This window comes from Streptomyces sp. NBC_00029, from assembly GCF_045160505.1.
GTDB lineage: Bacteria > Actinomycetota > Actinomycetes > Streptomycetales > Streptomycetaceae > Streptomyces.
Genome location: NZ_CP108292.1, coordinates 8,547,439 through 8,569,366 on the forward strand (window position 1 = coordinate 8,547,439; position 21,928 = coordinate 8,569,366).

23 protein-coding genes are annotated in these 21,928 nt (G+C 71.1%); 14 read left to right on the forward strand and 9 right to left on the reverse strand.

What is annotated here, in order from left to right:
* Nucleotides 1-73: 73 nt before the first annotated feature.
* A complete protein-coding gene (locus tag OG753_RS39345) occupies nucleotides 74-460 on the reverse strand; it encodes an HPP family protein (RefSeq protein ID WP_327266562.1) in 387 nt (128 codons plus the stop codon).
* A 445-nt stretch (nucleotides 461-905) separates the two neighbouring features.
* Complete coding sequence (locus tag OG753_RS39350; protein ID WP_405792396.1) at nucleotides 906-2,276, reverse strand: MFS transporter; 1,371 nt, start codon at nucleotides 2,274-2,276, stop codon at nucleotides 906-908.
* Between the two features lie 205 nt (nucleotides 2,277-2,481).
* Here OG753_RS39350 and OG753_RS39355 point away from each other — a divergent pair, with 205 nt between their 5' ends.
* The 5 genes from OG753_RS39355 (at nucleotide 2,482) to OG753_RS39375 (ending at nucleotide 7,001) form a co-directional block, all read left to right on the forward strand.
* A complete protein-coding gene (locus OG753_RS39355; RefSeq protein WP_327266564.1) occupies nucleotides 2,482-2,841 on the forward strand; it encodes a metalloregulator ArsR/SmtB family transcription factor in 360 nt (119 codons plus the stop codon).
* 153 nt (nucleotides 2,842-2,994) lie between these two features.
* Nucleotides 2,995-4,389, forward strand: a complete 1,395-nt coding sequence (locus OG753_RS39360; protein ID WP_405792398.1) for a Fic family protein — start codon at nucleotides 2,995-2,997, stop codon at nucleotides 4,387-4,389.
* A 62-nt stretch (nucleotides 4,390-4,451) separates the two neighbouring features.
* Nucleotides 4,452-4,769: a hypothetical protein gene (locus OG753_RS39365; RefSeq protein WP_405792400.1), complete on the forward strand. Its 318-nt coding sequence runs from the start codon at nucleotides 4,452-4,454 to the stop codon at nucleotides 4,767-4,769.
* Nucleotides 4,770-4,928: 159 nt separating this feature from the next.
* Complete coding sequence (locus tag OG753_RS39370) at nucleotides 4,929-5,849, forward strand: hypothetical protein (protein WP_405792402.1); 921 nt, start codon at nucleotides 4,929-4,931, stop codon at nucleotides 5,847-5,849.
* A gap of 273 nt (nucleotides 5,850-6,122) precedes the next feature.
* The gene (locus tag OG753_RS39375; RefSeq protein WP_327266568.1) at nucleotides 6,123-7,001 is read left to right on the forward strand and encodes an arginase family protein; all 879 of its coding nucleotides are present in this window, start codon (nucleotides 6,123-6,125) and stop codon (nucleotides 6,999-7,001) included.
* 46 nt (nucleotides 7,002-7,047) lie between these two features.
* Here OG753_RS39375 and OG753_RS39380 read toward each other — a convergent pair whose 3' ends face one another.
* From OG753_RS39380 to OG753_RS39390, 3 genes are all read right to left on the reverse strand, one after another.
* Nucleotides 7,048-7,692: a CatB-related O-acetyltransferase gene (locus OG753_RS39380; RefSeq protein ID WP_405792404.1), complete on the reverse strand. Its 645-nt coding sequence runs from the start codon at nucleotides 7,690-7,692 to the stop codon at nucleotides 7,048-7,050.
* Between the two features lie 225 nt (nucleotides 7,693-7,917).
* Complete coding sequence (locus OG753_RS39385; RefSeq protein ID WP_405792406.1) at nucleotides 7,918-8,445, reverse strand: NUDIX domain-containing protein; 528 nt, start codon at nucleotides 8,443-8,445, stop codon at nucleotides 7,918-7,920.
* Nucleotides 8,442-10,349 carry an ABC transporter ATP-binding protein gene (locus OG753_RS39390; RefSeq protein WP_327266571.1) on the reverse strand — a complete coding sequence of 636 codons (1,908 nt, stop codon included), beginning with the start codon at nucleotides 10,347-10,349 and terminating at the stop codon, nucleotides 8,442-8,444. Before OG753_RS39390 ends, OG753_RS39385 begins: the two co-directional genes overlap by 4 nt.
* Before the next feature lie 206 nt (nucleotides 10,350-10,555).
* On the opposite strand from OG753_RS39390, the gene OG753_RS39395 reads away from it, so the two are divergent.
* Nucleotides 10,556-10,837: a hypothetical protein gene (locus tag OG753_RS39395; protein WP_327266572.1), complete on the forward strand. Its 282-nt coding sequence runs from the start codon at nucleotides 10,556-10,558 to the stop codon at nucleotides 10,835-10,837.
* A 70-nt stretch (nucleotides 10,838-10,907) separates the two neighbouring features.
* Nucleotides 10,908-11,480: a GNAT family N-acetyltransferase gene (locus OG753_RS39400; protein WP_405792409.1), complete on the forward strand. Its 573-nt coding sequence runs from the start codon at nucleotides 10,908-10,910 to the stop codon at nucleotides 11,478-11,480.
* Between the two features lie 99 nt (nucleotides 11,481-11,579).
* Here OG753_RS39400 and OG753_RS39405 read toward each other — a convergent pair whose 3' ends face one another.
* Complete coding sequence (locus tag OG753_RS39405) at nucleotides 11,580-12,128, reverse strand: GNAT family N-acetyltransferase (protein WP_327266574.1); 549 nt, start codon at nucleotides 12,126-12,128, stop codon at nucleotides 11,580-11,582.
* A 217-nt stretch (nucleotides 12,129-12,345) separates the two neighbouring features.
* Here OG753_RS39405 and OG753_RS39410 point away from each other — a divergent pair, with 217 nt between their 5' ends.
* Nucleotides 12,346-12,852: a DinB family protein gene (locus OG753_RS39410; RefSeq protein WP_405792411.1), complete on the forward strand. Its 507-nt coding sequence runs from the start codon at nucleotides 12,346-12,348 to the stop codon at nucleotides 12,850-12,852.
* Nucleotides 12,853-12,874: 22 nt separating this feature from the next.
* On the opposite strand, the gene OG753_RS39415 is transcribed toward OG753_RS39410, so the two are convergent.
* Nucleotides 12,875-13,767, reverse strand: a protein-coding gene (locus tag OG753_RS39415; protein ID WP_405792413.1) for an IS5 family transposase whose coding sequence is annotated in 2 segments (ribosomal slippage) — nucleotides 12,875-13,360 and nucleotides 13,363-13,767 — 891 coding nt in all. Because the reading frame shifts where the segments join, the coding sequence is not laid out codon by codon here.
* 6 nt (nucleotides 13,768-13,773) lie between these two features.
* On the opposite strand from OG753_RS39415, the gene OG753_RS39420 reads away from it, so the two are divergent.
* The 3 genes from OG753_RS39420 to OG753_RS39430 all read left to right on the forward strand — a co-directional run bounded on the left by OG753_RS39420 (nucleotide 13,774) and on the right by OG753_RS39430 (nucleotide 16,310).
* Nucleotides 13,774-14,319 carry a hypothetical protein gene (locus tag OG753_RS39420; protein ID WP_405792415.1) on the forward strand — a complete coding sequence of 182 codons (546 nt, stop codon included), beginning with the start codon at nucleotides 13,774-13,776 and terminating at the stop codon, nucleotides 14,317-14,319.
* 156 nt (nucleotides 14,320-14,475) lie between these two features.
* Nucleotides 14,476-15,567 carry an IS630 family transposase gene (locus OG753_RS39425; protein ID WP_405787552.1) on the forward strand — a complete coding sequence of 364 codons (1,092 nt, stop codon included), beginning with the start codon at nucleotides 14,476-14,478 and terminating at the stop codon, nucleotides 15,565-15,567.
* Nucleotides 15,568-15,635: 68 nt separating this feature from the next.
* Nucleotides 15,636-16,310 carry a hypothetical protein gene (locus OG753_RS39430; RefSeq protein ID WP_405792417.1) on the forward strand — a complete coding sequence of 225 codons (675 nt, stop codon included), beginning with the start codon at nucleotides 15,636-15,638 and terminating at the stop codon, nucleotides 16,308-16,310.
* Nucleotides 16,311-16,520: 210 nt separating this feature from the next.
* Here the strand turns inward: OG753_RS39430 and OG753_RS39435 are convergent, their stop codons facing one another.
* Together OG753_RS39435 and OG753_RS39440 are read right to left on the reverse strand one after the other, a co-directional pair.
* Entirely contained in the window at nucleotides 16,521-16,838 is a 318-nt protein-coding gene (locus tag OG753_RS39435; RefSeq protein ID WP_327266577.1) for a hypothetical protein, read from the reverse strand.
* 564 nt (nucleotides 16,839-17,402) lie between these two features.
* Nucleotides 17,403-17,870 (reverse strand): hypothetical protein, encoded by a 468-nt coding sequence (locus tag OG753_RS39440; RefSeq protein ID WP_327266578.1) that lies wholly within the window; start codon nucleotides 17,868-17,870, stop codon nucleotides 17,403-17,405.
* Between the two features lie 138 nt (nucleotides 17,871-18,008).
* Here OG753_RS39440 and OG753_RS39445 point away from each other — a divergent pair, with 138 nt between their 5' ends.
* From OG753_RS39445 to OG753_RS39455, 3 genes are all read left to right on the forward strand, one after another.
* Nucleotides 18,009-19,862 (forward strand): diacylglycerol kinase family protein, encoded by a 1,854-nt coding sequence (locus tag OG753_RS39445; RefSeq protein WP_405792419.1) that lies wholly within the window; start codon nucleotides 18,009-18,011, stop codon nucleotides 19,860-19,862.
* 1 nt (nucleotide 19,863) lies between these two features.
* Nucleotides 19,864-20,844, forward strand: a complete 981-nt coding sequence (locus OG753_RS39450; RefSeq protein ID WP_405792421.1) for a YihY/virulence factor BrkB family protein — start codon at nucleotides 19,864-19,866, stop codon at nucleotides 20,842-20,844.
* Between the two features lie 125 nt (nucleotides 20,845-20,969).
* Nucleotides 20,970-21,797, forward strand: a complete 828-nt coding sequence (locus OG753_RS39455) for a phosphatase PAP2 family protein (RefSeq protein WP_405792423.1) — start codon at nucleotides 20,970-20,972, stop codon at nucleotides 21,795-21,797.
* Nucleotides 21,798-21,928 lie beyond the last annotated feature (131 nt).

Here is a 21,928-nt window from a genome sequence, read left to right on the forward strand (position 1 = left end):
CCACGGCCACGCCTTCGCGAGCGGGTGCGCGGCGACAACCTCCTGGGGCGTGTCGCTCAGGAACCGGGAGCCGCTACCACCAGTAGACGGGGTAGCGCGGCGCTCCGCGCCGGACGCGGGAGGCGGCCATGCCCGCCAGGGTGAGGACCGTGGTGGCGCCGAGCAGCAGGGGGACGAACCGGGCGGGGGCCGGAGTCTGGAGTACGACGATGACGGAGGTGGCGCACGCGGGGGAGTGCGGGCTGCGGGCGAGGGTCGTCGCGGCGAGGGTGGCTCCGCCGGCGAGCGCCGCGGTCCAGGGACTGCTGTGTGACAGCGCGAGGGCCGCGTACCCGGCCGCGGCGCCGAGGAGATGCCCGACGATGACGCTGCGGGGCTGGGCCGTGGGCAGGGTGGGGGTGCTGTGGAGAACCGCGGCACTGGCGGCCAGCGAGGGTATGAGGACCGGTTCGTGGATCATCGCCCCGATGGCTACGAGTCCCAGCAGGGCCGCGGTGAACCCGCTGACGCTGTGCAGGGCTGCGACCGCGGTCGGCCGGACGGATTTCCGCTGCCCGCGCCCGCGCCCGCGGCCACGCCCATGCCCTTGCCCGTCACCCTTGCCGTTCCCGGGCCCGTCCCCACGCTCATTCCCCTGCTCTGTCGCAGGCAGCTCAGGGCCGGTGGTCGTCCGGCGGGGCAGGACGGAATCACGGTTCACGAGGGAGGTTTCCCGGCACGGTCGGCGGACAACGGAAGGCCCCGCTCACGCCTGCGCGCAGGCTGTGAGGGGGGCGTGCGCCAGTCAATCAAGATCCGGATCTCCTGGGCAACTGGACCGTTGCACGAACCGGTCCAGTGCCGCCTGCCCGCTTGTGGTGGATCGTCCAAGTGGGCGGATCGGATCGATGTCCGCGGCGGACGGCTCAGCCGAGGGGCCCGCTCGTGCCCGCCGGGCAGTGCGCGTGCAGGCGGTCCGCGACCGGACGGTGGCGGTGCCTCCAGCCGCCGGACACCTGTGCCGCCCCGGCCAGGTGGGGGTGGCCGGGGGTCAGACCCGAGTGGACGTGCGGTCGCTCGCCGCCGTCGCCCGACGGCCACAGTCGTACGGCCAGGACCGCCGCGCCGGACGCGATCGCGCCCAGGGCGATCACAGCGGCCCGGAGTCCGGCGGTCGCCCCCAGCCAGCCGGCGAGCGGATAGGTCAGCAACCAGCAGGCGTGCGACAGCGAGAACTGCGCGGCGAATGCCGACGTACGGCCCTCGGGCGGGGCCACGCGGCGGATGAGCCGGCCGGTCGGGGTGAGGACCGTCGAGCATGCGGCGCCGAAGGCCGCCCACACGGCGAGCAGCGCGGGCCAGCGCCAGCCGCCGCTGCCGGCTGCCGTGACGGCGCCGAGGGCGCCGAACACGACCGTCAGCAGGAGTGCGCCTCGGAGCATCACCGTACGGTCCTCGACCCGGGCCAGGACGCGGGGGAGCAGGAGCGCGACGAGCATCGAGCCCGCTCCGTACGCGCCGAGGGCGAGGGCGACGTCGCCCGTGGTCCGCCCGAGGTGGTCGCGTACGTAGACGACGGTGTTGACGGTGACCACGGCGCCGGCGGCGGCGACGGCCAGGTTCAGGGACAGCAGGGCGCGCAGGCTCGGCGTGGCGAAGAACAGGCGGGCGCCGGCGGTGGCCGCCTTCGGACGTACTCCGTCCTTCGTGCGGGCGGAGGGCCGGTCCGGCTTCGGCAGGACCGCGGAGACCACGAGTACGGCGGAGGCGACAAAGCCGCCCATCGTGCCCAGGAACAGCCAGTTGTAGCTCATGAAGGCGAGCAGGGCGGCGGCCAGCGCCGGGCTGAAGAGGCTCTCCATGTCGTTGGCGAGGCGGGAGAGCGACAGGGCGCGGGTGTAGTCGCGTTCCTCGGGCAGGACATCGGGGATCACGGCCTGGAAGGTGGGCGTGAAGGCGGCCGAGGCGGCCTGGAGCGCGAAGATCAGGACGTAGACCTGCCAGATCTGGTCGACGAACGGCAGGGTCAGGGCGACCGCCGCCCGGATCAGGTCGGCCCCGGCCATCAGGGTGCGGCGGGGCAGGCGGTCCGCGACGGCGCCGATCGCCGGAGCGATCGCCACGTAGGCCGCCATCTTGATGGCCAGGGCCGTGCCCAGCACGGAGCCCGCCCGGGCCCCCGCGATGTCGTACGCGAGCAGGCCCAGGGCGACGGTGGCCAGTCCGGTTCCGGTCAGGGCGATGACCTGGGCGGTGAACAGGCGGCGGTAGGTGCGGTTGCGCAGCACGGAAATCATGCGGGAACCCTTCGCGGACGGAGCCTGACCCCTCCAACATACGACATCATGTGCGCACGTGCGCACATGATGGATGGTTCGTATCCGCGCAGGACGGCAGGCAGTAGGCGGCCAGCGGCCAGCGGCAGGACGGTCGGACCTCCGCACGCTCCGCAGGGCCGGGCGGTCCGCAGGGCCGCTGAGCCGGTAGGCCTACGCTGTCCTCATGCCCATGAGCGAACCCGCCCCAGTTGCCACGCATCCGCACCTGCGCACGCCGGACGATGCCCGCCTGGCCGAGGCGGCCGGGGTTTTCGCGCTCCTCTCCGACGCCACCCGTCTGCACCTGCTGTGGCTGCTGGCCCTGGAGGAGTCCGACGTGGGCTCCCTCGCCGAACGGTGCACCGCCTCGCGGACCGCGGTGAGCCAGCACCTGGCCAAGCTGCGTCTGGCCGGCCTGGTGGAGGGACGCAAGGAGGGCCGGTTCGTCTTCTACCGGCTGAGCGACGGGCACCTGCGGCGCCTGGTTCTCGAAGCCCTGAGCCATGCCGACCACCGGGTGACAGGCGAGGCCCCGCACGACTGACACCGCGCAGGAACCACGGGTCCCGCATCCCTCCCGCACCCTCCCGCCCTCTCCAACTCCCGCTGAGGCCAGCCCCGTCGGGCCGGGCGCCGAGGCGGCAACCCCGGACGTAATCCGGTTGAAGCGCTGCCCGTAGAACGGCAGGCTTGCCCGGTGATAGTCGAGCTGGCTCCTGCCTACCTGACCTGGGACGACGTGGATCCCGACCGCCACCCCTTCGACAGTGCCGCGGCGGCGCAGGTGGTGCGGTCGCTGGGGCCGGCCGGGCGCGTGCCATGCCGCCCCGACGTCCCCCGCGCCGACCCGGCGCTGAACGCCTGGAGCCGGGCGGAGGCGAAGACGTGGGCCGATGCCATGTCCTTCGCGCTGGCCGAGCGCTACGGGAGCTGGGCCGTGGGCTGGCGTTGGGCACACGACGAAGGCGACTTCGACGGAGGCCCGGTCGGCAACTGGTGCTGTCCCCTCCACTCGATCACCACCTCCGAGGAGACGCTCGACCGCGTCGTAGCGGCGCTCTGCGAATGGCGCGGATGGCTGGAGAGCCTCGCCGGCTGGTTCGAGCGGTACCCGCTGGAACTGAATTCCGTCGAGGACCAGCGGATCCTGTGGGAGAACGCCGCCCGGATCCTGATCCTCCAGGTCGTCGACCGCACCGGCTGCGGCAGCGGCTGGTACGGACACTGCTACCAGGTCCTCACGTGGTTCCTCAGCCGCTGGGGAGTCGAAGCCGCCGTCGCGCGGGACCTGGTCGCCAAGGCGGTCGGCGGCCGGTTCGAGAGCTGGACCGGCCCCGACGTGCTGCTGGTCGACAGCGTCGCCGAGCGGCTCACGGACTCACTGAGGCCGGAAATCGGCGCACGGCCCACCGAACCGGTACCGGATCACCTGCAGACATGGCTCGCGGTGCGCGAAACCGTGCCGTGGCAGGAAGCCCCGACGGGTGGCGAAGCCGGCCCGGTCACCCCGTCACGCGACGGGGCGGCCGAGGACATCCGCGCCTTCGACGGGGCCGTGGACCCCGCCCGCGCGGAGGGCCTCCTCTCGGCCCTGGAACTGCTGCGCGCCGATGCGGCAGATGGCGCCGCCCTCGACTTCGAACTGCTCAGCCGCTGGCAGCAGCACGTCCTGGGAACTCCCGGGCCGCCGGCGTTCCGGAACCTGCCCGCCTTCGCCAAGGGAGCCCGGGAGCGCTACGGCATCGGCCCGGACACACGCGCCCGCTTCGACGCCTGCCTGGCCGAGGCGACACACGACGAGACCCGGCCACTCCCTCTGACGGCCCGCGCCGCCCGCGCCTACTGCGACGTCTGCTTCTTCCATCCCTTCGACGACGGCAATGCCCGGGCGGCCTTCCTCGTACTGCTCTTCGTACTCGCCCGCGAGGGCGTCGTACTCGACAGCGTCAGCCTGCTCCGCCGCGTCAGCTTCCAGGCCGATGCTCCCCAGGACGCGCTCACCCTCGCCCGCTACCTCGCCCTGCACCTGGAGGAGACGCGCCGCCGTGCCGCCCCGCTCGGCTCCCAGGAGGCTTCTCAGCAGCCCAGTTGACGTGTGCTGCCCGCCGAAAGGGCTCGGCGGTCTGGGCGCAGAGCTGAGTTGGGGTGCGGTCCATGGCATCCGAGAGCGGCATGGCACGCGTCGACCGGAGGTGGGCGCTGGTCGTGACCGCGCTCCTCCTCGGGCAGGTAGCGGTGTACATCCGGTACTTGCCGCACTTCACGGCAGCGTCCAACGCCTGCGCGGACTTGGCCTGCCGGAGCGGAGTGACCGACGCGGTCAACGCCGCCACCTACTGGCAAGTGGGCGGCGCCGCGGCCACGATCGCGGCACTGCTGAAGGCACCGGGTGGACGTACGGCGGCGTGGCGCATCGCCTGTGTGCTCGCGCTGGCGGTGTGCGCCGCCGCCTCCATGCTCCAGCTGGACTGAGCTGGACTGAGCTGGAATGGGCGGGGCTGTGCCGCCCGCGGCCACCGAACACCCCATCCGGCTTCGGCGCACGAGTATGTGCGTGCGTGCCGGAGTCGGCGGATTCTTCCCGCGCGTCTGTGCGCGATTCCACCGGGTTCGCACCTCTATGGTCGGAGCGTGACCACCTGGTTTCCCCCGTTGTCCGAGTACGCCTTCGCCCGGGGCTGCCCCCGCTGTGGAGCGGGCCCCGGCGAGCCCTGTATCGCGCCCCGGAAGAACGCCCGACTCGCCCGGGCGGACCACGCCGGCGTCGACGATGAGACCAGGCGGATGCACGCCCCGCGGCTGGACGCCGCGATCCGGCACTACCACCGCGACGTCGGCAAGGCCCCCCTGCCCGACGCCCGGGTACCCGGCCGGCGATACGACTCCCTGAACCCGGCGTCGGCACCGCGATCGGCACGGGCCGAGGCGGCGGTGGCGGTTCGCCCTCCCGTCGTACGGCCCCTGGCCGATCGGGCCGCCGCCGTCTTCGGCAGGGAATCGGGACGCGTGCGCTGGCCCTACGGGATGCAGCCGCCCGCCCCTCCCCGGACGAGGACGGACGAGGCCCTCGCCCGGTACGAGGCGGCACTCGCGCAACGGCGGGCCGCCCAGGAGCAGATCACCACCTGGGCCGAGTCCCTCGGGCTCCGGCACAGCCAGTTCGGCTGCTGCCCACGCTGGCTGCAGCGGCAGCGCAGCAGCCGCTGCCGGCCATGGGCGTGCACTCAGTACGGCGGCAGCGGCCCGGACCACGACTGGCTCGACCACCTGCTTGCCTGGACCCGGCGGGGAAAACCTGCCGCCATCACCTCCGCGCCCTACAGCGTCAGTTCCCAGGACGCGGCCCGGCTCACCTGGTGGACCGGCGAGGACCCGCGACTGTCCTTCGGCCTCGGCACCGGCTGGTACGGGTCCGGCACGACCCAGATCGTGATGTGGCGCACCGATCTGGTGACAGCGGCCCCGCTCACGGCCGACGGACCGGACACCGGACCGGACACCGGACCGGACACCGGACCTCAGCGCGCGGCACCGACCGCGGACGTCATCTGAGGACGGGACAGCCCGGGATGCCGGTCCTTGGTCCTGTCCAGGCGGACCAGGAGCAGGTCCGGGTCCTTCGCGGGGGCGAAGCAGGACGCACTCGGCAGTGGACACGCGGACCGACCCGGTCGGCGCCATCCACACGCACCGGATCCGGTACAGATCTGCGGGGAGGCCGAGGGCCGACGCTGCACACCGTCCGTTCTGAGGAGTATGAGGTCGTCAGGGCGGACGCAGGCCGACCACGACGGTTCATACGGGTGACGACGAAGGGATGCGGACGTGCGGAAGCCGGCGATCATCGAGGCGCCGTCCGTGCTCGGGCTGCGGCCCTCGGGTGTCCAGGACATGCCTGGAGCTCTCCTCGACGCCGGTCTGGCCGAGCAACTGGGGGCGGTGCGGGCCGGCCGGGTCGAGGCATCGGCGTACGACCCGAGGCGGGACGAGACGACGGGGATCCTTAACCCGCACGGCATCGCGCGGTATGCCGCGAGCCTGGCCGACGCCGTCGGCACCGCCTTGGACCGTGGCCTCTTCCCCGTGGTCCTCGGCGGCGACTGCAGCATCCTGCTCGGCAACCTCCTCTGCCTGCGCCGCCGGGGCCGGTACGGCCTGCTGTTCCTCGACGGCCACACCGACTTCTACCAGCCGGCGGCGGAGCCGACCGGCGAGGCGGCCTCGATGGAACTCGCCCTGGCCACGGGCCGCGGCCCCCGACTGCTCACCGACCTCGAAGGCCGCGGGCCACTGCTGCGCGACGAGGACGTCGTCGCGTTCGGATTCCGCGACGCCGCCGAATCCGCCCGGGCCGGAATGCAGCCGCTGCCACCACGGCTGCACACCATCGACCTGGACGGTGTGCGTGCGATCGGCGCCGCCGCGGCGGTGCGCGAAGCGATCGGTCACCTCGGGGGCGAGGGGAGTGCCGGGTTCTGGGTGCACGTCGACGTCGACGTTCTCGACGACGACCTCATGCCGGCGGTCGACTACCGCATCCCCGGTGGGCTGACCTGGCTGGAACTGGAGAGCGTACTGGCGATCGCGCTGGCCGACGAACGAGCCGTCGGCCTCGATGTCACGATCTTCAACCCCCGCCTCGATCCCGATGGGACACTGGCCACCCGCCTCACCGAGTGCCTGTGCCGGGGAATGCGCGGATGAGAGCCGTCCGGTACGCGCGGCGGGCTGTGCGCAAGTGAGTACCGGCTCAAGGGCGGGGTGCGGCCCGCTCGAGTTCGTCGACTGTGCCGGACATGACGGTCCGGATGTGTTCGGTGAGATGCTCTGCCGGCCAGTCCCACCAGGCGATCGCGAGCAGGCGGGCGATGTCGTCGTCGCCGTAGCGGGTACGGATGAGCCTGGCCGGATTGCCGCCGACGATGCCGTAGTCGGGGACGTCGTCGACGACCACGGCACCGGAGGCGATGATGGAGCCGTGCCCGATGCGCACTCCGGGCATGACCATGGTGCCGTAGCCGAACCAGACGTCATTGCCGACGACGGTGTCCCCCCTGGCGGGCAGCTCGGTGAGCAGGTCGAAGTGCTCGGACCAGGAACCGCCCATGATGGGGAAAGGGAACGTGGAGGGCCCGTCCATGCGGTGGTTGGCCCCGTTCATGATGAACCGCACCCCTGTACCCAGGGCACAGAACTTGCCGATGACCAGCTTCTCGGGGCCGTAGTGGTAGAGGACGTTCCGGGTCTCGAACGCGGTCGCGTCGTCCGGGTCGTCGTAGTAGGAATACTCCCCGGCCTCGATCAGCGGCGAGGTCAGCAGAGGCTTGAGCAGCACCACGCGCGGCTGGTCGGGAAACGGGTGGAGCGCGGTCGGGTCCGCGGGCAGACGATTCACGGCAGTCGCTTTCGGTAGGGCAAGGGCCGGCGAGAGCTCCCATTCTGCGCATGCCGCGCGGCGGATCGGAGGCACCAAGGGGAGGGCGAGGCCGTCCCGGGGTCGCTTACGCCCGTACGTGCCGAGAGCCGGTCCTGCCGGTCCTGCCGGAGACAGCGGAGCGGAGGGCCTTCCGGAACGGATGGGCCCTCCGCTCGGCGCCACGACTGTTCGGGTGGCGGCGAACTACCACTCCAGGTAGGACGCGGTCGTGATGCTGCTGTCCCCGGGGGCGGTGAGGGCGGTGAGGGCGGCGAGGTTGTCGCGGTAGCGGGAGGAGAGGGTTTCCAGGGTGACGGCCTTGTCGAGGGGCACCCATTCAAGGCCGATCTGACCGGTGTCCTGCTGGGCTCCTCCGACGAGATCGGGGCTGCCGTCCACGGTGCACAGGAAGACGATCTCGACGCGGTGGTAGTTCTCCGTCACCGGCTCACGGTCGCGGATCCACGCTTCCAGGACCCACAGCAGCCGGCCGACGTTCACGGTGAGGCCGGTCTCCTCACGCACCTCCCGGCGAACGGTGTCCGGAAGGAGCTCGCCGGGTTCCTGGCCTCCTCCCGGGAGGAAGTGACCTTCCCGTCCGTTCCATATGTTCCGGGTCAGGAGCACGTTGCTCTCGTGGAGGACGACGGCCTTGGCGGAGTTGCGGATGCGGGTGGGAGCGTGGGCTGGGGTGGGGGCGGATGTGGAGGCGGAGGCGGAGCTGGGGGTCATGTGGTGGTCTCCTTCGCTGTGCGCTGGCCGGGGATGGTCCGGTCATTCTGCAGTTCGAGGAGTTCGCGGAAGAGCCCATCGGCCTTTGACAGTTCGCCGAAAGTGCCTTCCTGGACGACGCGGCCGTGGTCGAGGACGACGATGCGGTCCGCGACGGCGACGTTCGCGAGGCGGTGGGTGACCAGGACCACGGCACGGTCGCGAGCCGCCCGGCGCAGGTTGCTGAAGATGCGGTGTTCGGCACGGGGATCGAGGGCAGAGGTGGGCTCGTCGAGGACGAGGAGCGCGGAGGGGCGGTAGAAGGCCCTGGCGAGGGCAATGCGTTGCCACTGGCCGCCGGAGAGTTCGGCGCCGCCCAGCCACTCGCGGGCCAGCAGGGTGGACAGGCCGGCCCGTAGTTCCTTGACGACTTCGTCGGCACCGGCCGCGGCGGCGGCCTCCCAGATGTCCTTCTCGTCGTCGCTGTGGGGCTGGCCGAGGGTGATGTTGTCGCGGGCGGTCATCGGCCAGCAGGAGAAGTCCTGCGGTACGAGTGAGACGTGCTTCCAGGCCGCGTGCGGGTCGAGTGCCGTGGTGGGACGGCCGTCCCAGGTGACGGTGCCCGAGGTGGGGAGGTGGAGGCGGGTGAGCAGCTTGGAGAGGGTGCTCTTGCCGGACCCGTTCTCGCCGACCAGGGCGACGATCTCGCCGGTGCGAACGGTGAAGTCGATGCCGTCGAGGGCGTTCTTGGTGGCGCCCTCGTAGCGGTAGACGAGGTTCTCGGTACGGATCTCCCTCGGGGCGCGGGGAGTGACGGTGCCGGCGGCGAGGCGGTAACCGCCGGTCTCCTCCAGAAACTTCGACCAGTCGTCCATGTACATGCCGGTGCGGAAGATCATGGCGGCGTTGCGGACGACGCTCTGGACGGAGCCGGTGACGGTGCGCAGGGCGAGGACGGCCGTTCCGGCGGCGGCGACGGTGAGATGGCCCGTGGCGAGGAGGGCGACCAGAACGCCCCAGACGATCGCGGAGGCCAGCCCGCCGCCGAGGGCACCGAGGAAGGCCATACGGGCGCCTTCGGTGACGGCCTGGCGGTGGACGGCGGTGACCCGGTGGGTGAGGCGCCGGTGTCTGCCGAGGAGGAAGGGGGCCATGGTGCCCGCACGGATCTGGTCGGCGGAGTGCCGGTCTGCGAGGTGCCAGCGCAGCACACCGATCATGCGGCCGTGGCCGGTCATCTTGACGGCGGCGATGTAGGTGACGCGGGCGCTGTGGACCTGGGCGATGCCCTGGGGGAGGCTGGCGAGGACCAGGAAGGGCAGCAGCAGGGGGTGCAGGGTTCCGAGGACGACGGCACCGGCGAGGAGCGTGGCGAGCGCCGCGAGGAGGTCCTGGCCCTCTTCGATGATGTCCTTGGAGACGACGGCGCCGCGCTCGGCGTTGTCCCAGCGGTCCTTGAAACCGGGACTGTCGTAGGCGGCGAGTTCGCTGCCGGTGGCCGCGTCGAGAAGCATCAGTTCGTACTCCTGCTGGAGCAGCGGTGCGATGCGGGACGTCAGCCACGTGACGGCGATGTAGAGGGTGGCCCGGACGCCGGCGGCCGCGGCGAGCACCGCGACGGACGGCCACGCCTCCCACAGCCGGTCGGTGATGTTCCCGGAGGAGATGAGTGCGGTGATCGTCGAGGTGGTCGCGAACAGCCCCAGGGCCGCCGCGACTCCGGAGACGACCTGACAGGCCAGCAGTCCGGTCACAGACGCCCGGTCGACGCGCCACGCGATCGACAGGGAGCGTTTCATCAGATGCGGAAGGCGCCGGGCCATGTGGCGCAGCGTGATGTACTTCGCGGCCTCCCAGCGGTTGTCGCCCTCCCACGCGAAGTCGATTTCCTCGTCCGCCTGTTTTTCGCTGTCCTCGCTGGTCATCGTATGCGCCTCCGTGAATGAGGGGGGAGGGTCAAGACTGTTTCCGGAGCGGGTGGTTGGGAAGGGTCTGCGCACAGTGATCACTCGAAGGTGTCACCGTACGCAGTCGGGGCGAGGGTCGGGGCGAGGGCTTGGACCGACCGGGTCGGTGAGCCGTGGGCGTCGCTGATTGGCCGTGCGGCACGACCGGTTGAGAGCATGCGACGGTGACTACGCATCTCCCCGCCGGATGGACGATCGAGCAGATCCGCTCGCTCTCGCACGACCGAACTGCCAACCCGCTCTCCACCGACCGGCTGGTCGTCATCGAGACGGCCGACCGGCACGCATACGTGGAGCTCCATCCCGAAGTGATCCTCGGGTTTCACGACCTGTGCCTTGTGCTCGACGACGGCGAGTGGCTGATGGGCCGCCTCGACACGGACGGATCGGTGGTCTGCTGGGCCTCGTACGGCCCCGACCTGGCTGAGGCCATCCGCAGCCTGTGAGCCGGTATTCCGCCATTCCGCCCCCCCTCGCCCGGATTCACTCCAGGGTTCCGGCGGGGGACAGAATTCGATGGTGCGGCACGGCTCCGGCGTCAAGAATCACCGGATGCATGAAGTGAAACTGTCCGACGGGACCATCACCCTGTCCCCGCTGCGCCTGGACGATGTGGAAGCGCACCTGGAGGGGGAGGACGACCTGCTCGTTCGCTGGCTCAACGGCGGCCCCGGCACGCGGGAGGGCACCGAAGGGTACTTCCGGCACTGCCGGGAGCAGTGGGACAACGCCGGCCCACTGCGTGCGTTCGGCATCAGGACGGGTGCCGATGAAGTGCTTGCGGGGACGCTCGACTTGCGGCTCGCCGGAGAAGGCCTGGCTCCCGGCCAGGTGAACGTCGCGTACGGCCTTTATCCGTCCTGGCGGGGGCGTGGACTGGCCACCCGCGCGGTCCTGTTGGCGTCCCGGTACGCGGCGAGTGAAGGCGGTACGGAGGCGGTGATCCAGGTGGAGCCGGACAATCCCGCATCGGCCGCAGTCGCAACGCGGGCAGGTTTCACCCCAGGCATGCCGACGTACGACAAGGACGGCACGCGCTTCGACCGGTACATCCGCAACATCCGGGGCGTGCACACCGCCGCCGGGTGACGGCCGACCGTCACGGGACAGTCGGCCGTCGGCCTCAGCAGGCCTCGGCGCGAGGCGGAACCGACGGCAGCTCCCACAGTTCCAGCGCTCCGCCGGAACTCAACCGGTCGCCGTGACCGGTGACCACACGCCGAACCACTGCTCGGCGCCGTACTCCTCGAACCGCTCCACCTCGGTGAACCCCAGCTTCGCCGCGAGGCGCATGGCGCGGTCGTTGGCGGTCTGGGTACAGAGGACCACGGGCTCGCCGGGAAGCGCGTTGCGGAACCAGTCGAGCGCGGTCGTGCACGCTTCGGCGGCGTACCCGAATCCCCACGCCTCCGGCAGGACCATGTAGCCGAGCTCCGTCTCTCCGCCGTCCGGACGGATACGACCCTGACGCCCCGCGTCGCGCCGATCGAGCGTGATCATGCCGATCATCGCGCCGTCGACATCGATCACGAAAAGGCCGGGGCGCCGTCCGGGTGTCTCCGGAACCGCGCGCTCGAGCTCGTCACGCGGTCGAGGGCCACCGACGTAGGCGCCCACCTCGGGCGATGAGAACAGCTCGATGAATGCCGCACGGTCCCGTGCCTCGGACCGGCGTAGCACGAGCCGTTCGGTCCTTATCGGGAGCGGTGGCCAGGGGAGCGCTCCGAGTCCGGTCATGACAGCAACGTATCGCAGTTCATCGGAGCGACCCGAAGGAGCGGGGAGAGGGCACCGTGCGTCGGCGCTGCGAGGAACGGGGTGCAGGGAGCAGGCGGAAGCAACAGCGCGGACTCGGGCCGGACATCGCGTTCCACCTCCCGGCCCCGGCGCGGGATGGGCGGCCCCGTCGATATTGCCTCGACACCGGCCGCGGTGATCGGGGACGCTTCGTTCGATGACCAGAACCGACGACACACCCTGCGCGTGGGACGAGCGCACTCAACTCACCACGTTTCTCGACTACGTACGTGACACCGCTCGCGCCAAATGCCAAGGCGTCTCCGAGGAGAACGCCCACAAGGCGCTCCTGCCGGGCTCACCTCTGATGACCATGAGCGGACTGATCAACCACCTCCGCTGGGTCGAGTACTACTGGCTCCAGGTCGTCTTCCTCGGAGAGGAGGACGAGGGACCCTGGACCGATGAGGACCCCGACCGCGAGATGCGCATCGCCGTCGATTTCCCGCTCGCGCAGTTGCTCGACGAATACGCCGAACAGAGCGCCCGTTACCGCGAACTGGTCGCGGCCCACGGCCTGGACACCCGAGCCCAGCGAGCTGTCCGCGACGGCCTCCACGTCGACCTGCGCTGGATCCTCCTCCACCTCACCGAGGAGACGGCCCGTCACAACGGTCACCTGGACATCCTGCGCGAGCTGCTCGACGGCGCGACCGGCGCCTAGGACCTAGGGCTTCTCTCTCGGATCACCGATCCGACCAGATGAAGATGCCTGCGAGGTGGAGTCCGGCGAGGTAGACAGCGGCAGTCTTCTCGTAGCGGGTCGCCAGGCCGCGCCACTGCTTGAGGCGGTTGATGCACCGCTCGACCGTATTGCGCTGCTTGTAAACCTCGCGGTCGAAGGCAGGTGGCCTGCCGCCGTGGCTTCCGCGTCGCTGCCGGTGGGCACGCTGGTCAGCCGGCACGGGAATCACCACCCGGATCTTGCGCCTGCGCAGATGGTCACGGATGGCGCGGGAGGAGTAAGCCTTGTCAGCAAGAACCGTGTCCGGCCGGGTGCGCGGACGGCCGAAGGCCCGGGGAACTCGCAGAGCCGCCATGACGGATGTGAAGGCCGGTGCGTCTCCAGCCTGCCCCGGCGTGAGGACGAAGGCCAAGGGCCGGCACCGGCCGTCCGCAGCGAGATGGACCTTGGTGGTCAGTCCACCACGGGACCGTCCAAGGACATGGTCGTGCGGCTCGCCGGGCAGGGCCCCTTTTTACGGGCCCCGGCAGCGTGCTGGTGGGCACGGACGACGCTGGAGTCCACTGCCACGACCCAGTCCAGGTCTTCATCGGCGTCAGCCTGAGCCAGCAGCGAGGTGAAGACCCGCTCCTCCCAGGTCCCGTCGATCGCCCAGTTCCGCAACCGGTTGTAGGCGCCCTTCCACGAGCCGTACTTCTCTGGCAAGTGCACCCATTGCGAGCCGGTCTGAAACTTCCAGGCGATCGCGTCGATCACCTCACGGTGATCACGCCAACGACCGCCCCGCTTCGGTGCCCGATCCGGCAACAACGGCTCAAGCCGCGCCCACTGCGCATCAGTCAACGGCACAACGAGACCAACGATCGGATGGTCTGAAAGAAGCGGGCCTAGCATCCCCTCATGAACACAGTGATCTTGACCGCCAGTCTGGCCTTCGCCGGCTACCTGGCGACGTACCTCAACGGGCTGAGGCTCGCGCAGCGACAGGCCCGGCTCGCCCGAGTGAACCAGCAGCTGAGCGACTTCTACGGCCCCCTCTTCGCACTCACGGAGGCTAACAGCCGTGCCTACGAGGCGTTTTGCGAGAGATATGTCCGCCCTGATGGGGTCCACCCCTTCGACCACGACATACCCCCCACCGAGGAGGAGATCGCCGAGTGGCGCACCTGGGCCACGACCGTCTTCCTGCCCAACATCCAGAAAATGCGCGACGTGGTCGTCGCCAAGGCCGACCTCCTCATCGAGGAGGAGATGCCGCCGGTCCTGCTTGACCTGTGCGCCCACGTCTCTGGCTACGAGATCACTGCTGCGCGCTGGGCATGTGGAGAGTTCGGCGAATACAAGTCCGTCATCCAGTTCCCGGGACCGGAGCTGAAGGAGTACACCACGACGCGCTTCGCGCGACTCAAGAAGGAGCAAGCTGCCCTTCTCGGCCGACGCCGGTGAAGCCCTCACGAGGACTGGCTGGGCGTACATGCCAGACCAGCGATCGAATGATCCGAAAGAGACGGCCTAGCCGTCTTGCCGATCACGCAGGGCTCGCGGGTTGATCGGCAAGACAGCCCTTAGTGACCTGAGTCTGAGGTTTGTCGTTAGTTCGGTATGAGTCGTCCGGGTCCGAAGATTCCGCCGTTGTCGGTCACTGACGCCCAGCGTGCTGTGCTGGAGGGCTGGTTACGTCGTCGCACGACGGCCCAGGCGTTGGCTCAGCGGTCGCGGATCGTGTTGGAGTGCGCGGAGGGGCACTCGGTCATGGAAGTGTCGCGGCGGCTGCGGATCGCTCCGGACACGGTCCGCACCTGGCGGCGGCGCTTCCTCGAGCACGGCCTGGACGGGCTGGGCGACGAGCCGCGGCCGGGTGTCCCGCGGAAGATCACCGATGCGGATGTCGAGCGGGTGATCGTCAAAACCCTGGAAGAGACGCCGAAGAACGCGACGCACTGGTCGACCAGGTCGATGGCCGCGGCCACGGGCATGTCGCAGTCGACGGTCTCCAGGATCTGGCGGGCGTTCGCACTGGCACCGCACCGGACACAGACGTTCAAGCTGTCGACGGATCCGCTGTTCATCGACAAGGTCCGTGACGTCGTCGGCCTCTATCTCGACCCGCCGGAGAAGGCTCTGGTCCTCTGCGTGGACGAGAAGTCGCAGATCCAGGCCCTGGACCGGTCCCAGCCGGTCCTGCCGATGATGCCCGGTGTTCCAGAGCGTCGCAGCCACGACTACATCCGCGCCGGCACCACCACCCTCTTCGCTGCCCTCGAAGTCGCCAGCGGCAAGGTCATCGGCTCGCTCCACCGCCGCCACCGGGCCGCCGAGTTCAAGAAGTTCCTGGCCAAGCTCGACAAGGAGGTCCCGGCCGGTCTCCAGGTCCATCTGATCCTCGACAACTACGCGACCCACAAGACGCCGGACGTGAAGAAGTGGCTGCTGGCGCACCCTCGCTTCCACCTGCACTTCACGCCGACCAGTGCGTCCTGGCTGAACCTGGTCGAGCGGTGGTTTGCCGAACTCACGCAGAAGAAGCTCAAGCGGGGAGTCCACCGCTCCGTCCAGGCCCTCGAACGCGATATCCGGGCCTGGCTGACCGACTGGAACGACCAGCCCAAGCCCTTCGTCTGGACGAAGACGGCAGACGAGATCCTCGACAAAGTCGCCGCCTACTGCCACCGAATCTCTGACTCAGGTCATTAGGGTATTCCCGGCGGATCGACGGCGAGCCGGGCCGGAACAACCAATCCGGTCCGGCACAGGAGTTCAACATGGCGGCAAGCGGTTCGATCAAGCACGGCGAACCGGGTGAGGGTGTGGCAGTCCCCGCCCGGTCCTGGCAGCGGCGCCTCGCCGTCGGCGCCTGGGTGTTCACGGGCCTGTGCATCATTGGTGTCCTCGGCATGCTCCTGATGGTCATGTACGGGCTGCGATATCCCACCGAGGATGAGAAGAACTGCTGCTGGGAGCCGAACGCCACGCCCGAGTGGGCGGCACGCGTGACCGGCCTCCGGGTGCCGGAGGCGGCCACCGACCGGCGGGCCGGGCTCCATACCAACCTGCAGTACGACGTTGCGCTGCTCGCCTTCACCGTGCCGACCGCAGAGGCTGACCGATTCCTGCTGCCGCTTCGCAGGGAGGGCACCCAAATGGTCCGCAACCGGCACCCACAAGCGCCGGGCTACACCCGCAGCGACGGCTTCAGCCACCTCAGCCTGCCCGAGCCCGAGACCTTCGTCGAGGGCATGTGGATCACCAGTGTCTGCCCTGACGAGGTGAAGACCCCCGAAGGCGACGCAGTCCGGTTGTGCGCGGAGATCCACGCGCACGAGTTCCGGCCCGGCACCATGCGCATCTATGTCTGGGCCGGCAGCGACGCGCCCATCACAAAGCCGGCGACCGACGGCGGGGCCGCGCCTGCGACCCGGTCGAGTCAGCCACGCTGACGCTCCGGCCGGCGGGAGTGCGCGGTGCGGGCAGGCGAAGAGCCCTCCCGGCCGCGGGACGGGATCATCGACCTCGCGCCCGACCTTCAGCGCGCGCCGAGGGCTGATCCTGCGGCATCGCCCGAACGGCAGCGGTACCGGAACCAAGCCGGGTCGGCGGCTCGGAGAGCAGGGCCGATGTCGACGGGGTGAACGGGGAGCCCCGGTGGTTCACGCCCTGGTGATTCCGGTGATCACCGGGTCCCCCAGCGGGGCGGCCTCCGAGGTCAGACCGACGCTTCGCAGGGCCGTAGTGGCTAGGTCCAGCGCTTGGGCCTCGGCAGTTGCCGTATCGGCGGCCTCGACCTCGAGACGCAGGCTGAAGGCCGACGACTCGGGATAGAAGGTCAGGAGGTCCAGGTCTTCGGCCGCTCCCAGATCCGTCTCGCGGGGATCGGATCCGCGCAGCGCACGGGTGAGTTCCGTCCGCGCCTCGGGGGTCAGCTCGGTGAGCAGGGTGCCGGGGAGGGTGACGACGTAGATGGTCATGGGGAGACAGATGCCCCGACACCGCGGGGAAACTCGCGCCCTGCGTCCGATACCGACGTTCGGCCGAATGCATCCCCGGTAGCGCCACACCGATCGTGCTGTGGGGGAGGGGCGGGGCCAGGGTGTGCCGCCACACGGCACTGTGCAGCGGCTCCATCCGAACGTGCGAACGAATGGGCGACGGTGAAGGCGGCCCGGGCACCGGATTCGGAGTCCGAATTGATCAGGATGACGACGGAGCTGCCCGTGGCGTGCTCGTCGCGCCGCCGGCGAGGAGTACCGTGACAAGGGTTCGGCGAAAGCCGCTGCGCGCAGAGCGCGTGGCCGGTTGCGTGCCGCACCTGATACGCCCTGACCAGCCACCCCCCCCGGCTGGTTCAGGGCCCGCCCCGACCGGCCTCTCCCCCCCAGGCTGGTCGGGGCCCCTTCATGGGCCTCCGTACCCGCCCGGCCCGGCGTCGGGGCCCGGCGCCGGAGCAGCCGAACGATCACGCGTCCGCGGTGCCGCGGCGTACGTTCAGGAGCGGAGCGGCCCTGCAAGGCGTTCCCCTGAGCCGGGGCGGTTCAGACACGGGCCCGGATCTGCTGCACCGGATGGCCCAGGCGGGCCGCCAGCGCCTCGAGCTCGTCCTCACGGAACCATGGGCGTCCGGGATTCCAGACGGCTATCTCGAAACGGGCGAAACCACAGGGCCAGTCGTAGTCGAGGGCGTCCAGCGTGGTCGATCCTCCACAGCAGGGGACCTCGATCGCGAGGGTGGTGAAGCCCTCGTCGCCGTGAGCCTCAAGGAGATCGCGCCACCACTCCATGTCGATGGCCGCCCGGCACAAGGGGCAACCGATCCTCTCCAGGTTGCCCCCGCATTCGACGGCGGTCATCGCGTCGTGCCACATCACGTCGATCTCCACGTCCACGCCATCCGAACCTCCGGGAGCCAGGTCCTCGACGAGCGGGACGACGCGATCGACCGCTTCGTGACCGGGCTGCCACTGCGGATCAGTCGGAATGATCGACAGGACGTCATCGCTCATGGTTCCCCACCCTCGTCAGGCAACATCGCAGCCGATGCTATCGATCGCATGTCCGTCCGGATGCCCCTCGACCTGCGCTGATCGCGCCCCGCAGCTGCCGCGACGCATGACCGGGCCGGTCCGGGCAACACGCCGTCAATGAGCTACGCACACAGCGCAGGCACGAGATCCGGCCGCCTCCTGCTGCTGCTTCCCCTGCAGGCGGTGTCCCTCGCAGGCCTCGGACTGCTGGTGACCGGGCCGCTGGCCGGCCGGTGGCCGCTCTCGGCGGAGGACGGAGTCAACCGGGCACTGGCGGACCGGCGCGAGGCCGTCGCCACCGCGCTCTCGGACGGGATGTCCCTGCTGGCCGGCACCGAGAGCATCGTCGCTCTGACGCTCGTCGCCGTGCTGGCCCTGCTGCTCGTGCCCCGGATCGCCCGGTGGCGGGAGGCCGCGTTCCTGGCCGGGGCCGTGGCCGCGCAGTCCGCCGTATTCCTGCTCGTCACCCTCCTGGTGGGCCGCGCCCGGCCCGACGTACCGCACCTGGACGCGGCCCCGCCCACCTCCAGCTTCCCCTCCGGGCACGTCGGGGCGTCGACGGCGCTCTTCGGCGGGCTGGCCGTGCTCGCGGCAGGCCGGCTGCGCGGTGGGCGCCGCGGGCTGGTGGTGGGCATGCTCCTGCTGGTCCCGCTGGCCGTGGCGGCCTCCCGGGTCTACCGGGGCATGCACCACCCCTCGGACGTGGTGGCGGGGCTGCTCAACGGCGTGTGCACCCTGCTGGTGATGACGTACGCACTGCTCCGGTCGGCCCCCGGCGGCAGCACCCCCGCGGGCCTGCCCGCGCCCCGGACCCGCCCGGACGGCGCAGCTCCGGACCTCATGCCGGACGTGACCACGGGCAAAACCCCGCAAGCTGCCGCCGTTCGCGCCGGGCCCCGCCGGGCCGTGGTGGTCCGCCATCCGCACGCCTGCGGTGACGGTACGGCCGCCCGGGTCCGGGCGCTGCTCCACCGTCACGGCTACCCCGGCACGGATCAGACGTGGACGGCAACCACCGCCGAGGAGCCCGCGGGCGCACTCGCCGCGCACGTCGCCGAGGCGGACACCGCCCTGGTGGTCGTCTGCGGGGGCGACGGCACGGTACGGGCCTGCGTCGACGTGCTGTCCGGCAGCGGGATCCCGCTGGCGATCGTCCCCTGCGGCACCGGCAACCTCCTCGCCCGGAATCTGCGGCTGCCCTCCGACCCGGACACCGCCCTGCGCGCGGCCCTGACCGGCACGGCCGTCGGGCTCGACGTGGGCCGGATCCACGGTGACGGCCTCGCACCGACCCGCTTCACGGTCATGGCCGGGGCGGGCTTCGACGCCGCGATGGTCCGGGACGCCTCCGCCCGGCTCAAACAGCGCCTGGGCTGGCCCGCGTACGTCCTCTCCGCCCTGCGCCACCTCGGCGATCCCCGCATGCGCCTGTCGGTCCGGCTCGACGGGGCCGCCCCGCTGGAGCGCCGGGCCCGCATGGTGGTCATCGGCAACGTCGGTTCCCTGCAGGGCGGGCTGCCCCTCCTGCCGGACGCCCGTCCCGACAGCGGCCGGCTGGAGGTGGTGCTCCTCGACCCGCGCGGCGTCGCGGGATGGCTCGCCGCGGCCGGACACCTCCTGGCCCGTTCGGGCTCCCGGGCAGCCGGGCAGCGCCCCGGCGCCCGCCCGGACCGGCGGGCGGCGGGCGGCGCGCTGGAGTACTTCAGCGCCGAACGGATCGAGCTTCGCTTCGCCCGCCCCCAGCCGCGCGAGCTCGACGGCGATGCCTTCGCCGCCGGTACCCGCCTGACCGCCCACGTCGAGCCGGGCGCGCTGCGCGTCTGCCTGCCCGGACGCGCCCCGGTCGGGCCGGCCGGTGCGACAGGGGTGACAGCGGTGACAGGGGCGGCCGAGCAGACAGGGGCGCCCGAGGAGACACAGCCCGCCGCCCGCGCAACCGCGCCGGGCATCCGGCCGGACGGGGTGCACTGACATGGGCACCGCCACACGCGTACCGCAGCGCAGCGAGATGGAGGCCGTGGAGACCGAGTTGCGGACACAGGGCGAGGAGCTGTCCGCCGAGGAGGCCTGGGCCGCGCTGCGCCGCTACGGCGGCTGGAACCTCGTGAGGGACTCCTTCCTACGGTTCCGGTACGCCGACGGGTTCAGCCACTCCAGAGCCCTCGCCCTCCAGACGGTTCTCGCGATCCTGCCGCTCGCCATCGCGCTCATCGGCCTGTCCGGCGTGCTGCACACCGAGGACATCGGGCGGATCGCCGAGCTGACGATCCGCCGACTCGTCAGCGGCCCGAGCCAGGACGTCGTGGACGACGCCCTGCGCGAGAGCCGCCGCCAGGCCGGGGACGGCGGCCGGGCGGCCCTCTGGCTGGGCCTGCTGTTCTCGATCGCCAACGTCACCACCGGCATGTGCCAGGTCGAGCGCGGTGCCAACCGGATCTACGGCGTGGAGCGCGACCGCCCCTTCCTGCACAAGTACACCCGCGGCCTGGTGATGGCGCTGCTCGCGGGACTGCCGCTGGGCCTCGCCTTCTCCGTCACCGTCCTCGGCTCCGACCTCGGCCTCGCCATGACGGAGGTGTACCGGCTCGGACCGGCCGCCCACCGGGCGTGGGACGTACTGCGCTGGCCGATGGGCATCCTGCTGGCCGTCGTGGCGGCCAGCGCCGTCTTCCGGCGCTCCCCGCGGCGCACCCAGCCGGGCTACACCTGGCTCGCCTTCGGCGCCGCCGTCTACCTGGTGCTGTGGCTCGGCGCCACATGGGCGCTGAGCCTGTACGCCGGGGTGAACAGCTCCTTCACCACCGTGTACGGGCCGCTCAGCGCGTTCATGGCACTGATGCTGTGGTCCTACCTCACCTCACTCGCCCTCTTCCTGGGCCTCTCCTTCGCCGCCCAGTTGGAAGCCGCACGGGCGGGCGTGGCCGAGCCGGTCAGGGAGGACCCGGGGGTCTGAGGCACCGGCCCCACGGTCCGGTCGGCCGGACGCTGCTCTGCCGGCCGGGTGTTGTCACGCCGGTCGGAGGTTGTCCCCCCGGCCGGATGCGGCCCCGCCGCACGACGAAAGGAACCCCACCGACCATGACGGAGCGATCCGACCGGCCCGCGCACCGACCCCGACGGCTGCTCGCACGCCTGGTGTCCGGGCGGCGGACCGGGCCCGACGCCCGGTTCGGCATGCGGCTGGTGGCCATCTCGGCCGCGACCGCCCTGGCGGCCGTACCCTTCTCCCTCGCACTGGTCCTGGTGGAGTCGCGGTGGCCACCGCTGCGCCGCCTCGACCAGGGCGCTGCCGAGTGGCTGCACCACACCGCACTCGACCACCCGGCCTGGGTCCGGGTCCTCGAATTCCTCACGCACGTCGCCTGGGGGCCCTTGACCATGCGCCTGCTGGTGGCCGCGGTGGTGGTGTGGCTGCTGTGGCACCGCGCGCTGCGGCTGGCCGCCTGGGCAGCCGTGACCGCCGTCGCGGGGGGCCTGGTGGGCCTGCTGGCGAAGACGGCGGTCGAGCGCGCCCGGCCGCACCTGCCCGACCCGGTCTCCGAGGCACCCGGCTTCTCCTTCCCCTCCGGACACGCCATGACGGCCACCACGTCCTGCGCCGTACTGCTGCTGGTCCTGCTCCCACTGGTGCCGCGCGCGTGGCGCCCGTTTGCCTGGGCTCTCGCCGTGGCCGCAGTGCTCGGCGTCGGCGGCACGCGGGTCGCGCTCGGCGTGCACTGGGTGAGCGACGTGGTCGGAGGCTGGCTGCTCGGCCTCGCCGTGGTCACCGCCACCACTCTCGCCTTCGAGGCGTGGCGCAGCGACATCGGCCGTCCCCTCACCACACCCGCCCAGGGGCTGGAGCCGGAGCTGGTGACGTCATGCCCCGAACCGCCGGCCGGCACCGGGGGCATCGGCCGACCGTGATCCGAACGCCGCGGACGCCGTCGTCCGCGGCGGGCGTTCGGCGCCGGGTCGTCCCGCACGGGTCTCGCCCATCCTGCCGCCATGGGTCTGGATCTCGCACTGTTCATCGCGGACCGGAGGCAGTTGAGCAC